Source organism: Microbacterium sp. 2RAF4 (assembly GCF_052115285.1).
Lineage (GTDB): Bacteria > Actinomycetota > Actinomycetes > Actinomycetales > Microbacteriaceae > Microbacterium > Microbacterium oxydans.
On the sequence record NZ_JBFRGI010000003.1, the window covers coordinates 144,630 to 157,451 of the forward strand.

Sequence of the window (12,822 nt, forward strand, 5' to 3'; positions counted from 1 at the left end):
CGGTAGCGTCGACGAGGCAGCCCACCCGAAAGGATGCACGCGGTGACGCACACCCCGCCCGAGACTCCGCCAGAGGAGATGACGGAGTACTCGCTGAGCACGCTCCTGACCCCGCTCGATCCTCCCGTGGAACCGTCGGATTTCGACGACTTCTGGATGGCCTCCTTCGAGGAGTTCGGTACGGGCAGCGTGGCATGGGAGGTCATCCAGGAGCACCCGGAGACCCCGACGCATCGCGTCGCCGAGATCCGCTTCCATTCCTCCGCCGACGAGACCGCCGTCGCGTTCGTCATGCTTCCGCACACCGCCGAGGCCACCCGCCGAGGCCTCGTCGTCGGGCACGGCTACGGCGGTCGCACCGGCCCCGATATCGAACGCGTCGCTTCCGACACCGCCGCGATCTTCCCGGTCGCCCCCGGGACTCATGTCGGCACGACCAGCCGGTTCCCCGCATCGCCCGACGAGCACGTGCTGGCCGGGATCGAGCACCGCGACACCTATTCGCACCGCTTCAGCGCCGCCGACATCTGGCGAGCGGCGACCGTCCTCCTCGAGATGGCCCCATCCACAGCGGGAGCGCTCGATTTCAGCGGCGGCAGCTTCGGTGGCGGCATCGGCGCGCTCGCCCTGCCGTGGGACGCGCGGTTCCGTCGCGCCGCGCTCGATGTCCCGAGCTTCGGCAACCACGACGTGCGCCTGTCACGAAGATGCACCGGGAGCGGTGAGGCCGTGCGCCTTCATCTCCGCGCGCACCCGGAGATCCGGCCGGTGCTCGACTACTTCGACGCGGCGATCGCGGCGCGGCGGCTGCGGCTGCCCGTGCACGTGAGCGCAGCTGTGCTCGACCCCGCCGTCGATCCGCGCGGGCAGTTCGCGGTCTATCACGCCGCATCCGGCCCGAAGCGCCTCGGCTTGCGGGCAGCGGGCCACCTCCCCGGAACGGTCGGCGAACTGTCGGACCGACTCGCACTGCAGGACGGCATCGACTTCCTTGCACTGCCCGACGACCGTCTGATCTGAACTCCCCTACTGATCGCTTCTCAGAAGATGCATAGCATTCTCCATAGAAATCGCATAGGAGATTCCGCAGAATAGGGACATGACCAGCGACCTGCCCGAACTGCGCCGCCCCGACGGCTCCCCCCTGCGCATCCTCGCCGTCGACGACGAGCAGATGCTGACCGATCTGCTCGCGATGGCCCTGCGCATGGAGGGCTGGGAGGTGCGCACCGCCTCCTCCGGCATGGAGGCCATCCAGGTCGCGCGCGAGTTCGAACCCGATGCCCTCGTGCTCGACATCATGATGCCCGACCTCGACGGCATGTCGGTGCTCAAGCGGCTCCGGGATGCCGGCAATCTCGTCCCCGTGCTCTTCCTCACCGCCAAGGACGCCGTGGGCGACCGCGTCGCAGGACTCACCGCGGGCGGCGACGACTACGTCACCAAGCCCTTCAGCCTGGAAGAGGTGATCGCGCGCCTGCGGGCGATCATCCGCCGCACCGGCCACGCCACCGCTGACGACGGCCAGTCGATCCTGCGCGTCGCCGACCTCACCCTCAACGAGGACAGCCACGAGGTCGTGCGCGACGGCACCGAGATCGAGCTCACCGCGACCGAGTTCGAGCTGTTGCGCTACCTGATGCGCAACGAGCGCCGGGTGCTCTCGAAGGCGCAGATCCTCGACCGGGTGTGGAGCTACGACTTCGGCGGCAAGTCATCGGTCGTCGAGCTGTACATCTCGTACCTGCGCAAGAAGATCGACGCCGGACGCACGCCGCTGCTGCACACCGTCCGCGGCGTCGGCTACATGATCAAGGCCCCTCAGTGAGCTCGGCGACGACGATGAGACGGCCGATGAGCCTGCAGACACGGCTGATGACCGCCGTGATCGGGTTCGTCTCGCTGATCCTCATCATCGTCGCCATCATCACCAGCGCGACGCTGGGCAAGACCATGGAGGATCAGCTCGACCAGAAGCTCTCCAACAACGCGCACCAGCTCGTCCGGGTGACCGAGGCATTCCCCCCGTCGTCCGCCACCGCGCAGAACGTGCTCGCGAACAGCTCCGCACCGCCGGTGGGTGTGCTCTTCGTGGTCTCGAGCCCCGTGACCGGCTTCAGCGGGGTCGTCGCGAAGACCACGGACGGCGATCCCCTCGCCGGGTCGCTGCAGACGCTCAGCGGGGCCCAGTTGGCGGAGATCGCCGGCGCGCTGAAGGACTCCTCGGTCGCCTCCGTCTCCATCAGCGACGTGGGCTCGTACCGGGTGATGGCGCTGCCGACGAACAACGGGGTCATCGTGGTGACCGGTCTCCCCCGCGACGACATCCAGAACCAGCTCACGCAGCTCCTCACGGTGATCGCGCTCGCCACGATCGGCGGCCTGATCCTGCTGGCCCTCACCACGGCGATCACGATCCGCGTGAGCCTGCGCCCGCTGCGCGCCGTCGCGACCACCGCGACCAGGGTCGCCAACCAGCAGCTCGATCGCGGCGAGGTGACCATCACGGAGCGCGTACCCGCCTCCGAAGCCGACCCGCGCACCGAGACCGGGCTGGTCGGGGCGTCGCTGAACAAGCTCCTCGATCACGTGAACACCTCGCTCGCGTCCCGGCAGAAGAACGAGGAGCGGATGCGGCGGTTCGTCGCCGATGCCAGCCATGAGCTGCGCACACCGCTCGCCTCGATCCGCGGCTACTCCGAGCTCTCGCTGCGAGCTCTCCGCCAGACGAAGGAACCGTCCGAGCGACCGGAGGTCATCGAGAGCACGACCTCGTCGCTCGAGCGCATCCAGGCGCAGTCGCTGCGGATGACCAGGCTCGTCGAGGACCTGTTGCTGCTCGCCCGCCTCGACGAAGGCCGGGAGCTCGTCTACGGCACGGTCGACCTCGCCCAGCTGGCACTGGAGGGGCTGTCGGATGCACGCCCCACGGCCGTAGACCACCACTGGAAGATCGACGTGCCCGACGAGCCCGTCACGATCCTGGGAGATGCGGGACGCATGCACCAGGTCGTGGCCAACCTGCTCGCGAACGCCCGCACGCACACGCCGGCCGGCACGACGGTGACACTGAGCGTCGCGCAAGAAGGCGATGAGGCGGTGCTGCGCGTGCACGACGACGGTCCGGGGATCGATCCGGCCATCCGAGACGAGCTGTTCGCCCGCTTCGCCCGCGGCGACAGCTCCCGTGCCCGCCAGACCGGCGGGACGGGGCTCGGCCTCGCGATCGTGAAGGCCATCGTCGAGGGCCACCACGGCTCCATCACGGTGGACAGCGAGCCAGGAAACACCACCTTCAGCGTCCGCATCCCGACGAATCCGACGGCCTCATCCGACACCGCCGCCGCGGACGCCTGACCGCACAGCACAGCGCCGACCACGAGCACAGCGCCGACCACGATGTACAGCGCCGACCACGATGCTGCGCCGCGCGAGAGGGGATTCCTGCGCCGGAGGGATCAGTAGCCGGCGAAGGCGTCCGTGGTGAGGCTGCGGGCCTTCTGCAGTGCGGGCGCGAGGTCGGCGATCAGACGGGGCGGTCCCGAGATGAACGCGTGGCGCGCGGCCAGGTCGGGAACGACGCTCTCGAGCGTATCGGCGTCCAGACGCGCCCCCTGAGCCCAGGACCAGTGCGAGGGCAGGGCAGCCGGCTCGTCGCGCGTGAAAACCACGGTGCGCACGCCTGTCCCGGCCAGCTCGTCGCGGAACGCGAGCTCCGAGGCGTCTGCGGCGACGTAGATCAACACCACGTCGCGCTGTCGACCCGTCGCCTGCAACTGCCGCAGCTGGGACACGAACGGCGTGACGCCGATGCCCGCCGCGACCATGAGCACCGGCTGATCGCCGCGAGGGAGGATGAAGTCGCCCCAGGTGCCGGTCACGGCGAAGGTCGCGCCCGGCTCAGCGGCCGCGAGAGCGCGCTTGTAGCTGGAGGGGTGCTTCTGGTCGCCGTTCTTGTAGGCGATGCGCAGCGTGGGCAGGTCGGCCGGCGCCGACACGATGCTGAACTCCCGACGGGTGCCGCGCGCGTCGGGGCGGTGGTGCGGCACGTCGAGCTCGAGATACTGGCCAGGGAGGAAACGCACCCTGCCCTTGGCGCGGAAGGTCAGCTCCTGCGCGGTCGGGGTGACGAACTCACGTCGTTCGAGCACGAGACGCACCGATCCGCGCAGTGCGAAGGCGAACGCGACCAGGTTGCCGATGAGCAGCGCGCGCTCCTGTCCGAGGGTGAACAGACCGGCCACGGAGAGGGGCCACCCCGCGAGCAGACCGACGACGACGGCCACCACGAGCTGCTGCCGACGCCGAGGCGGAAGGGTGAGCGGCTCCGAGAGCATGAAGGCCCCGAGGAAGAGGAAAGGCGACTGCAGCACGGCGAACTGCAGGGCTGTCGTGACGTCGAAGGCGACATCGAACTCCACGGCCTGGACTGCCTGCCGCACCACGGAGGTGGCGACCGCGACGAGCAGGAACACCAGCACGACGCGGATCTTCTCGGTGCGCCACAGCACGAGGAGACCGAGCACTGCGACCGGGATCGTGAGCACGGGCGTGCCCACCCACCACGCCGACGAGGTGCCCAACCATTCGAAGGCCCCGAACGCCCCGAGGATCGAGACGACGGCCGCGCCGAAAGCGGCCGGGTTGAAGATGTGACGGCCCCGCCAGGCGATCAGATACTTCGACACGCTCGCGACGGCACCGGCGAGCGCGAGGCCGACAAGTGCGCTCGGTTCGACGCCTGGGCGGAGCACGAACAGCAGGATGAGGGCGGTCACGACGGAGGATTCGATGCGCCAGGGCAGCCGCAGGATGCGCTGCGCGACGGCGTCGACGACCGAGATGACGAGGGCGAGCACGAGGAAGGAAGCCACGAGCTCGATCGGGGTCGGCGAGACGATCACGCCGAACAGCGAGAGCACGAGGGCGATGACGGCGAGGGCGATCAGCGCGAACAGGACGAGACGGTACATCGACAGCGAGCCCAGCACGGCGAGGACCCGCTGACGTGCAGCGGTGAATGAGGTGATCACGATTCCACTCTTCCCTGGTTCTGGACGGCGAGGAACAGTTCGGCCGGAAATCCGGACGAACGCTGCACCCGTCCGTCGGTGCTCATCCGCACCCACTCGACTCCCCAGGCCGCAGCGAGCTCAGGGCCGCCGTCGAAGAACATGGCGGTCGCGGCAGCGTCGGCCCTCATCGCGCGCGGGGCCACGGCCCAGGTCGCCGCCCAGGTGCGCACCGGGGTGCCGGTGCGAGCATCCAGGACGTGGTGGAGCCCGCTCCCCCACGCCCGACGGTTGATCGCCGAGGCGCACAGGGCCTGGTCCTTCACCTCGATGACGCCGATCGCCTTCGTCGCGTCATAGGGATGCTCGAGGGCGATACGCACACCGGCCCCGCGCACCCGGATGTCGCCCCCGGCATCGATCACGAGATCCCCGGGCACACGCTCCAGAACCGTGGCCACGAGATCGACGAGGCGACCTTTTCCGAGGGCGCCGACGTCGAGCAGAGCCGGAGCCGAAGCCCTGACCTCGCCACCGTCCCACGAGAGATGTCGATCCCACTCTTCCGGTGCCGCGAGCGGCTGCCCGGCGATCAGCGTGTACGCCGCGTCGTAGCCGAGCGCATCCAGGCTCGCAGCGACGAGGGGGTTGACCGCGCCGGCGGTCGCAACGGAGAGCTCGCGATACGCGTCGAGCATGGGGGCGGCGTCGGCGGAGGTGAGAACGCCACCGAGCCTCCCGAGGCGCACGACCTCGGAGTCTGCACGGAACCGGGACCAGTCGCGGTCGAAGCGCTCGATCTCCGCCGTGACCGCCGCCTTCTCGGCAGCCGGGAGCGGGTCGGTCGTCTCGATCTCCCAGCGTGTTCCGATGGCCTCGAAGCTCCAGGTGGCCATACGGCTTTCAGGCGCCTACGCGGCAGCCTGCTCCTTGATCGACTCGACAGCGTCGTTGAACCCGCCGCTGGTGAGCGACGATCCCGCAACGCGGGTGACGTTCAGCTCGTCGATCTGCTTGCCGTCGACCTCGGCGGCGATGCCGTCGATGAACTCACCCTGGTAGCGCTTGCTCTCGGGCGCCTGCGGATCACCCGTGACCTCGACATCGGTGACGACGCCGTCGGCGAGCGTCAGCGTGACGGAGATCTTCTCCACCGTCTCGGGGGTCTGGTACGAGCCCTCGGCGGTGTAGGTGCCGTCGGTGTAGGTCGCCGTGGAGTCGCCTCCCGAGGACGATGCGGACGCACCTGTATCGGGGGTGCTGTCGGACCCGGAAGAGCCCTCGGCGTCGGCAGCGCCGGAGCATCCGGCGAGGACGAAGAGACCTGCGATCCCGAGGAGTGCGGATCCCTTGCGGACAGAGGTCGGTACGGTCGTGCGGATCATGGTGGTCCTCCCGGCTCGGTGTCGGTCGACGTGGTCGTCGACTCCCTCACGGTAGGCATCGCGCCTATGAACGGGCTGACGTAACGTGTTACGCGTCTCCGCCGAACATGCTGGTGACGGAGCCGTCCTCGAACACCTCATGGATCGCGCGGGCCAGGAGCGGGGCGATCGGGAGGATGGTGAGCTTGTCCCACTGACGCGACTCGGTGAGCGGGATCGTGTCGGTGATGACGACCTCGTCGATGGACGAGTCCTGCAGCCGATCCGACGCCGGGTCGCTGAAGATCGCGTGCGTCGCGGCGACGATCACGCGGTGCGCGCCGTTCGCCTTGAGAGCCTGCGCAGCCTTGACGATCGTGCCACCGGTGTCGATCATGTCGTCGACGAGGAGGCAGGTGCGACCCTCGACGGCGCCGACGATCTCGTGCACCGAGACCTGGTTGGCGACCTTCGGGTCGCGACGCTTGTGGATGATCGCGAGCGGAGCGCCGAGGCTGTCCGACCAGGTGTCGGCCACGCGCACACGGCCCATGTCAGGCGATACCACGGTGAGGATCTCGCGGTCTTCCGGCGAGAGGGTGCGCTCGAAGTAGTCGAGCAGCACGGGCTTGGCGAACAGGTGGTCGACGGGACCGTCGAAGAAGCCCTGGATCTGTGCCGCGTGCAGGTCGACGCTCATCACACGGTCGGCGCCGGCGGTCTTCAGCAGGTCGGCCACGAGACGGGCGCTGATCGGCTCGCGCCCCCGGCCCTTCTTGTCCTGACGCGAATACGGGTAGTACGGCGCGACGACCGTGATGCGCTTCGCCGACGCACGCTTGGCCGCATCGATCATGATGAGCGTCTCCATGAGCCACTCGTTGACCGGCTCGCCGAAGGTCTGGATGAGGAAGAGATCGACGCCGCGGATCGACACCTCGAAGCGCGCGTAGATCTCACCCGACGCGAACGTGCGGTGCTCGACCGGGGCGATCTCGGTGCCCAGCGCCTCGGCGACCGCCGCAGTGAGGGCAGGATGCGACCGACCGCCGGCGACGACGAGCCGCTTCTTGGTCTTGGCGATGATCCCTGGGGCTACGCCGTTGTCGCGATCCAGATCGACCGTCTTCTTCTTGCGCGCCATGTCCGCCTATTCCGCCGAATTCTCCCGGGAAGCGGCATCCGCCGCACCCGTGCCTGCTCTGTTCTTCTCGACCCAGCCCTCGATGTTGCGCTGGGGGGCGACGCTCATGGCCAGAGCGCCGGCGGGGACGTCCTTGCGGACGACGGCGCCTGCACCGGTCTTCGCACCGGCTCCCAGCCTAACGGGCGCGACGAGCACCGTGTGCGACCCGGTGTGCACCTCGTCGCCGATCTCGGTGCGGTGCTTGTTCACGTCGTCGTAGTTGGCGGTGATCGTGCTCGCACCCAGGTTCACCCCGCGGCCGATCGTCGCGTCGCCCACGTACGACAGGTGCGGCACCTTGCTGCCCTCGCCGATCTCGGTGTTCTTGGTCTCGACGTACGCGCCGATCTTGCCCTTGGCACCCAGAACAGTGCCGGGGCGGAGGAAGGAGAACGGACCGACGGTCGCCTCGGCGCCGATGACCGCCAGCGTGGCATCCGTACGGCGGACGACCGCGTCCTCACCCACCTCGCAGTCGACCAGCGTCGTGTCCGGGCCGATGACGGCACCGGAGGCGATGGCCGTGGCCCGCAGGATCTGCGTGTTCGGGAGGATCGTGACGTCGGGCGAGAGTGTCGCGTCGTCGTCGATCCACGTGGTGGCAGGGTCGATCACGGTGACGCCCTCGAGCTGCCACCGGCGCACGATCCGCTGGTTGAGCAGGCGCCCGACCAGTGCGAGCTGCGTGCGGTCGTTCACGCCGTAGGTGACCGTGACATCCGACACGACAGACGCCGCAACCCGGTCGCCATCGCGGCGGAGCAGCCCAGGCACGTCGGTCAGGTACATCTCGCGCTGGGCGTTGTCGAGGCTCAGCTGTGGCAGGTAGGTCCGCAGCGTCGCGGCGCGGAACACGTACATGCCGGCGTTGATCTCGCGGACGGCCGCCTCCTCCGCGTTCGCGTCCTTCTGCTCCACGATGCGGTCGACCCCGCCGTCGGCGTCGCGCAGCACGCGGCCGTAGCCGGTGGGATCGTCCACCAGCGCGGTCATGAGCGTGGCAGGCGCGCCGGACGCCCGGTGCTCGGCCACGAAGGCCGAGAGGGTGTCGACGTCGGCGAGGGGGCAGTCGCCGGAGAGCACGAGCACGTCGCCCTCGAAGTCGGCGGGCAGCGCATCGACGGCCACCTGCACCGCACGACCCGTTCCGGGGATGTCGTCCTGGTCGACGAAGACCGCGTCGGGATAGTCGGCGGCGAGAGCGGCCACCACCTGGTCCCGCTCATGCCGCACGACGACCTCGACGTGCGTCGCCTGCAGCCGCTGTGCGGTGGTGAGCACGTGCCCCACGAGTGGACGTCCGCTGATCGGGTGCAGCACCTTCGGCAGACGGGACTTCATGCGAGTGCCCTGCCCTGCGGCGAGGACGATGATGGCGAGATTGTTCCCAGTCATGCTCCGCCGCCAGGACTCGAACCTAGACCTCACAGCTCCAAAGGCTGTCGTGCTGCCATTACACCACGGCGGACCGCGCCGCCCATGAAGGCACCGCGGGGACAAGTCTGCCATGCCCCGGCCCCTGTTCCGCTGACACCGCGGCCCGTCATCCGCGTGAAATACCGATCTGCAATGCTGACGACATGAGCATCGTGATCGAACGGGTGCAGGCCGCGAGCCCCGCCCTGGCCGACTTCCTGGTCGCCCACCACGCGGAGTTGGAGCACACGGCCCCTGCGGAGAGCCGTCACGCCCTGGTCTTCGAGCGGCTGCTGGCTCCGGGGGTGCGGCTCTTCGCCGCGAACCTCGACGGTGCACCGGTCGCCACCGGTGCCCTGGCGACGGTCGAGGAGGGGCACGAGGAGATCAAGTCGATGCGTACGGACCCCGCCCTGCGCGGACAGGGCCTCGGCCGCACCATGCTCGCCTTCCTGCTGGCGGACGCCGAGGCCAGGGGCATCGGCCGCCTCTCCCTCGAGACCGGGAGCGCGGACTTCTTCGTCCCGGCGCGTGCGCTGTACGCCGCGGCGGGATTCCGTGAGTGCGGCCCGTTCGGCGGCTACGTGCTCGATCCGTACAGCACGTTCATGACGGTCACCCTCCCGACCGCGTCCTGATCTCGTCGCCGCGCGCGCGATAATGGGCGGATGAGCGAGGTGGATGAGGTCGACCGGATCGTCGGCGCGTGGAACACCCAGCGTCCCGACCTCGACTTCTCCCCCCTCGAGGTCCTGTCGCGGATGGACCGGCTGTCGCGGCACCTCGATCGCGCCCGCCGCGATGTGTTCCGACGGAGCGATCTGGAGCACTGGGAGTGGGACGTGCTCTCGGCACTGCGGAGAGCGGGGGCGCCGTTCCAGCTCTCCCCCAAGCAGCTGCTCCAGCAGACGCTGGTGTCGAGCGGCACGATGACCAACCGGATCGATCGCCTGGTCGGTCGTCGGTTCGTGCGGCGCGAGGCTGACCCCGGCGACGGTCGCAGCGTGCTGGTGACACTCACCGATGACGGACGCATCCGCGTGGACGCCGCCATCACGCGTCTCGTGGATGTGGAGGCCGATCTGCTGCAGGCGCTCTCCCGCTCCGACCGCGACCGACTCGCGGGGCTGCTGCGCAAGCTGAGCCTGAGCTTCGACTCGTGACCGGCCGCAACTGATGGGCATGCCCTCTCCCCTGCCCGTGCGCGACGGCGTGGGAGCCACCCGGCTGCACGTGCCGCTCACCGGGTCGTGGCCCACGGTCGCGGCATACATGATCGAGCGCTTCTTCCACCTCGACCCCGAGCGGCTGCTCGAACGGTTCGATCGCGGCGACATCGTTCGCGCCGACGGCTCTGCGGTCCCCCGCGATGCCGCGCTCGGGAGCGTCGAGTTCGTCTGGTACTACCGGGAGCCCGCCGTCGAGACGCGGATCCCGTTCGAGATCGAGATCCTGCACCAGGACGAGCATCTCGTCGTCGTGGACAAGCCGCATTTCCTGCCCACGACTCCCGGCGGCAAGTTCCTGCAGAACTCGGCACTGGTGCGGCTGCGCAACCTCCTCGACAACCCGGACCTGGCGCCCATCCACCGTCTGGATCGCGCGACCGCCGGACTGCTGATGTTCTCGACGCGGCCCGCCACCCGCGGTGCCTACCAGCTGATGTTCGAGAACCGGCAGGTGCAGAAGGTCTACGAGGCGGTGTCCGCGCTACCCGCGCACGACGCGCTGCCCGTGTTCCCCCTCGTCTATCGCAACCACATCGAGAAGCCGCGTGCCCAGGTGCGCGTGCAGGTCGACGACACCAGGGAGCCGAACGCCGAGACGTTGATCGAGCTGATCGGCAGGGACGACCACGTGGTGCACACCCTGCTCCGCCCGCACAGCGGAAAGATGCATCAGCTGCGCGTGCATCTCGCCGCACTCGGCATGGGCATCCTCAACGACCGTTTCTACCCCGAGCTGCTCGAGGACCTGCCGGACGACTTCGACCGTCCACTGCAGCTGCTCGCGCGCGAACTGCGCTTCATCGATCCGCTGAGCGGCGTCGAGCGGGTCTTCACCACGAGGCGCGCACTGCAGCACGCGCCTCGTGGCGAGGGTCCACCGGGTCCCGTCAGCGGCGCATGACCTTACGCGCCAAGCGCGTGCCGAGCATCTGCACGAGGTGCACGAACACGACGATCAGGACGATCGCGGTCCACATCACGACCGGCTCGAACTGCCGGAATCCGTAGATCTGAGCGAATGCTCCGAGACCACCGCCGCCGATCAGTCCCGCCATGGCGGTCATGTCGATGAGCGCGACGACGATGAACGTGTAGCCGAGGATGAGCGGGCCCAGCGACTCCGGGATAGCCACGGTGAACAGGATGCGCCACGGACCGGCACCCATCGCGCGCGCTGCCTCGATGACTCCGGGCGAGACCGAGACGAGGTGCTGCTCGACGATGCGGCCGATCGCGAAGGCTGCGGCGAGCGCGATCATGAACGCGCCCGCTGTGGTGCCGATGCCCGTCCCCACCACGGCGCGGGCGAACGGCTGCGCGACGGCGACGAAGAGCACGAACGGGATCGGGCGGAAGAAGTTCACCCCGAGGTTCGCGATGAACGCGACCGGCCGGTTCTGCACGAGGCCGCCGGGGCGGGTGACATAGAGGACCACGCCGATCGCCAGCCCCAGGATGCCGCCCAGGACGAGCGCGAACGTCGTCATGTAGAGGGTCTCGAGCGCGGCCTTCCACAGCTCGGGCCACAGTTCGTTCAGGCGATCCATCAGCGGGCCTCCTCGTCGGCGATCTCGGTGACGTCGACCCGTTGCGCGATGTCGGCGAGCGTCCGATCGACCACGGGATCGTCTCCTCTGATCGCGAGCGTGAGATGGCCGAACGCGCGTCCGCGGATGTCGTTGATCCCGCCGTAGACGAGCTCGAAGTCGAGGCCGGCGCCTGCGAGGTCGAGGAAGACCTGTGCCTGCGAGGAGTCGCCGTCGCGGAACGAGAACGTGACGAGGCGGCCCTGATGCCGGTCGCGCAGCACGGAGCGCTCGGACGGCGACGGCACGCCCTTGACCACGGTGCCCACGAATCTCTGCGATGCCGGATTCTGCGGGGCCGAGAACACATCGAACACGTCGCCCTGCTCGATCACCCGGCCGCTCTCCATCACCGCGACCTTGGTGGCGATCGTCTGGATCACGTCCATCTCGTGCGTGATGACCACGATCGTCACGCCCTGCTCCCTGTTGACGCGTTGGAGCAGGTCGAGCACCTCGTGCGTGGTCTGCGGGTCGAGGGCGCTGGTGGCCTCGTCGGCGAGCAGGATCGCGGGATCGGTGGCGAGGGCGCGGGCGATGCCGACGCGCTGCTTCTGGCCGCCGGAGAGCTGCTCGGGGTAGGCCTTCGCCTTGTCCGCGAGCCCCACGAAGGTCAGCAGCTCGGCGACGCGCTTCTCGATGTCGACCTTGGACCAGCCGGCGAGCTTCAGCGGGTAGGCGATGTTGGCCTTGACCGTGCGGGAGGAGAACAGATTGAACTGCTGGAAGATCATGCCGATCCCGCTGCGGACCTTGCGCAGCTCGCTCTCCTTGAGCGCGGTGATGTCGACGCCGTCCACCGTTATCGTGCCGGCGGTGGCCGGCTCCAGCGCATTGATGAGACGCACGAGGGTCGACTTGCCCGCCCCGGAGTAGCCGATGATGCCGAAGACGTCACCCTTCTCGATCGAGAGGGAGACGTCGTCGACGGCCACGACCTCGGCGCCTTCACGGTTTCGGGAGGGATAGGTCTTGGAGACGTTCGTCAGGGTGACGATCGGCATGTGGTGCTCCGGTCTGCTTCGGGAA

General features: G+C 68.8%; 13 protein-coding genes and 1 tRNA gene. 6 read left to right on the forward strand and 8 right to left on the reverse strand.

What is annotated here, in order from left to right:
* Positions 1-42: 42 nt before the first annotated feature.
* The 3 genes from AB4070_RS14215 (at position 43) to AB4070_RS14225 (ending at position 3,357) form a co-directional block, all read left to right on the forward strand.
* Positions 43-1,020 (forward strand): acetylxylan esterase, encoded by a 978-nt coding sequence (locus AB4070_RS14215; protein WP_441980677.1) that lies wholly within the window; start codon positions 43-45, stop codon positions 1,018-1,020.
* A 79-nt stretch (positions 1,021-1,099) separates the two neighbouring features.
* On the forward strand, positions 1,100-1,828 hold the full coding sequence (locus AB4070_RS14220) for a response regulator transcription factor (protein ID WP_282846276.1): 729 nt from the start codon (positions 1,100-1,102) through the stop codon (positions 1,826-1,828).
* A gap of 26 nt (positions 1,829-1,854) precedes the next feature.
* Positions 1,855-3,357 (forward strand): sensor histidine kinase, encoded by a 1,503-nt coding sequence (locus AB4070_RS14225; protein WP_441980678.1) that lies wholly within the window; start codon positions 1,855-1,857, stop codon positions 3,355-3,357.
* A 101-nt stretch (positions 3,358-3,458) separates the two neighbouring features.
* Here the strand turns inward: AB4070_RS14225 and AB4070_RS14230 are convergent, their stop codons facing one another.
* The 6 genes from AB4070_RS14230 to AB4070_RS14255 all read right to left on the reverse strand — a co-directional run bounded on the left by AB4070_RS14230 (position 3,459) and on the right by AB4070_RS14255 (position 9,030).
* Positions 3,459-5,033, reverse strand: coding sequence for a flavodoxin reductase (locus AB4070_RS14230; protein WP_441980679.1), 1,575 nt, complete (start codon positions 5,031-5,033; stop codon positions 3,459-3,461).
* Complete coding sequence (locus AB4070_RS14235; protein ID WP_441980680.1) at positions 5,030-5,908, reverse strand: FAD:protein FMN transferase; 879 nt, start codon at positions 5,906-5,908, stop codon at positions 5,030-5,032. Before AB4070_RS14235 ends, AB4070_RS14230 begins: the two co-directional genes overlap by 4 nt.
* A 15-nt stretch (positions 5,909-5,923) precedes the next feature.
* The gene (locus tag AB4070_RS14240) at positions 5,924-6,397 is read right to left on the reverse strand and encodes an FMN-binding protein (protein ID WP_441980681.1); all 474 of its coding nucleotides are present in this window, start codon (positions 6,395-6,397) and stop codon (positions 5,924-5,926) included.
* Positions 6,398-6,485: 88 nt separating this feature from the next.
* Entirely contained in the window at positions 6,486-7,520 is a 1,035-nt protein-coding gene (locus AB4070_RS14245) for a ribose-phosphate diphosphokinase (protein ID WP_046748908.1), read from the reverse strand.
* A 6-nt stretch (positions 7,521-7,526) separates the two neighbouring features.
* Entirely contained in the window at positions 7,527-8,957 is a 1,431-nt protein-coding gene (gene glmU, locus AB4070_RS14250) for a bifunctional UDP-N-acetylglucosamine diphosphorylase/glucosamine-1-phosphate N-acetyltransferase GlmU (protein ID WP_441980682.1), read from the reverse strand.
* Between the two features lies 1 nt (position 8,958).
* A tRNA-Gln gene (locus tag AB4070_RS14255) sits at positions 8,959-9,030 on the reverse strand.
* A 112-nt stretch (positions 9,031-9,142) separates the two neighbouring features.
* Between AB4070_RS14255 and AB4070_RS14260 the strand changes: the two genes are divergently transcribed.
* From AB4070_RS14260 to AB4070_RS14270, 3 genes are read left to right on the forward strand one after another with little or no spacing between them, the layout of a single operon-like run.
* Positions 9,143-9,616 carry a GNAT family N-acetyltransferase gene (locus tag AB4070_RS14260; protein ID WP_441980683.1) on the forward strand — a complete coding sequence of 158 codons (474 nt, stop codon included), beginning with the start codon at positions 9,143-9,145 and terminating at the stop codon, positions 9,614-9,616.
* 30 nt (positions 9,617-9,646) lie between these two features.
* Complete coding sequence (locus AB4070_RS14265; protein ID WP_029260528.1) at positions 9,647-10,141, forward strand: MarR family winged helix-turn-helix transcriptional regulator; 495 nt, start codon at positions 9,647-9,649, stop codon at positions 10,139-10,141.
* A gap of 19 nt (positions 10,142-10,160) precedes the next feature.
* A complete protein-coding gene (locus AB4070_RS14270; protein ID WP_441980684.1) occupies positions 10,161-11,108 on the forward strand; it encodes a pseudouridine synthase in 948 nt (315 codons plus the stop codon).
* On the opposite strand, the gene AB4070_RS14275 is transcribed toward AB4070_RS14270, so the two are convergent.
* Both AB4070_RS14275 and AB4070_RS14280 read right to left on the reverse strand, forming a co-directional pair.
* A complete protein-coding gene (locus AB4070_RS14275) occupies positions 11,095-11,754 on the reverse strand; it encodes a methionine ABC transporter permease (protein ID WP_441980685.1) in 660 nt (219 codons plus the stop codon). The genes AB4070_RS14270 and AB4070_RS14275 overlap by 14 nt on opposite strands.
* Entirely contained in the window at positions 11,754-12,797 is a 1,044-nt protein-coding gene (locus AB4070_RS14280) for a methionine ABC transporter ATP-binding protein (RefSeq protein ID WP_441980686.1), read from the reverse strand. Before AB4070_RS14280 ends, AB4070_RS14275 begins: the two co-directional genes overlap by 1 nt.
* Positions 12,798-12,822: the final 25 nt, after the last annotated feature.

Bases quoted from the DNA above. Each gene is read 5' to 3' on its own strand.
- AB4070_RS14220 (WP_282846276.1), top strand. From the start codon at position 1,100: ATGACCAGCGACCTGCCCGAACTGCGCCGCCCCGACGGCTCCCCCCTG.
- AB4070_RS14245 (WP_046748908.1), bottom strand. From the start codon at position 7,520: ATGGCGCGCAAGAAGAAGACGGTCGATCTGGATCGCGACAACGGCGTA.
- AB4070_RS14225 (WP_441980678.1), top strand. From the start codon at position 1,855: ATGAGCCTGCAGACACGGCTGATGACCGCCGTGATCGGGTTCGTCTCG.
- AB4070_RS14270 (WP_441980684.1), top strand. From the start codon at position 10,161: ATGCCCTCTCCCCTGCCCGTGCGCGACGGCGTGGGAGCCACCCGGCTG.
- AB4070_RS14260 (WP_441980683.1), top strand. From the start codon at position 9,143: ATGAGCATCGTGATCGAACGGGTGCAGGCCGCGAGCCCCGCCCTGGCC.
- glmU (WP_441980682.1), bottom strand. From the start codon at position 8,957: ATGACTGGGAACAATCTCGCCATCATCGTCCTCGCCGCAGGGCAGGGC.
- AB4070_RS14265 (WP_029260528.1), top strand. From the start codon at position 9,647: ATGAGCGAGGTGGATGAGGTCGACCGGATCGTCGGCGCGTGGAACACC.
- AB4070_RS14280 (WP_441980686.1), bottom strand. From the start codon at position 12,797: ATGCCGATCGTCACCCTGACGAACGTCTCCAAGACCTATCCCTCCCGA.
- AB4070_RS14240 (WP_441980681.1), bottom strand. From the start codon at position 6,397: ATGATCCGCACGACCGTACCGACCTCTGTCCGCAAGGGATCCGCACTC.
- AB4070_RS14235 (WP_441980680.1), bottom strand. From the start codon at position 5,908: ATGGCCACCTGGAGCTTCGAGGCCATCGGAACACGCTGGGAGATCGAG.
- AB4070_RS14275 (WP_441980685.1), bottom strand. From the start codon at position 11,754: ATGGATCGCCTGAACGAACTGTGGCCCGAGCTGTGGAAGGCCGCGCTC.